Here is a 523-nt window from a genome sequence, read left to right as displayed (position 1 = left end):
GGTGTGATTCATGACTGGGGTGAAGTCGTAACAAGGTAGCCGTAGGGGAACCTGCGGCTGGATCACCTCCTTAATCGACGACATCAGCCTGCTGATGAGCTCCCACACGAATTGCTTGATTCATTGTCGAAGACGATCAAGACCCTATATAGGTCTGTAGCTCAGTTGGTTAGAGCGCACCCCTGATAAGGGTGAGGTCGGCAGTTCAAATCTGCCCAGACCTACCAGTATTTGGGGCCATAGCTCAGCTGGGAGAGCGCCTGCCTTGCACGCAGGAGGTCAGCGGTTCGATCCCGCTTGGCTCCACCACTCTTGCAGTACTTGATCAAACTCAGAAATGAGCATTCGCCTCGAATGTTGATTTCTGACTTTTGTCAGATCGTTCTTTAAAAATTCGGATATGTGATAGAAATAGACTGAACACTACTTTCACTGGTAGTGGATCAGGCTAAGGTAAAATTTGTGGGCTCGAAAGAGCAAAACGAATTTTCGGCGAATGTCGTCTTCACAGTATAACCAGATT

2 tRNA genes and 1 rRNA gene are annotated in these 523 nt (G+C 48.4%); all 3 read left to right on the top strand.

Annotated elements, in window-relative coordinates:
- Positions 1 to 73, top strand: a 16S ribosomal RNA gene (locus OO306_RS28075); the annotation flags it as partial.
- Between the two features lie 77 nt (positions 74 to 150).
- Positions 151 to 227, top strand: a tRNA-Ile gene (locus tag OO306_RS28070).
- Positions 228 to 233: 6 nt separating this feature from the next.
- Positions 234 to 309 (top strand) — tRNA-Ala (locus OO306_RS28065).
- Positions 310 to 523 lie beyond the last annotated feature (214 nt).

This window comes from Pseudomonas sp. DCB_AW (assembly GCF_026240895.1).
In the GTDB taxonomy this organism is placed as follows: Bacteria; Pseudomonadota; Gammaproteobacteria; order Pseudomonadales; family Pseudomonadaceae; genus Aquipseudomonas; species Aquipseudomonas kermanshahensis.
Note: the sequence above shows the minus strand (reverse complement) of the source record. Positions and strands in the feature narration are given on the sequence as shown.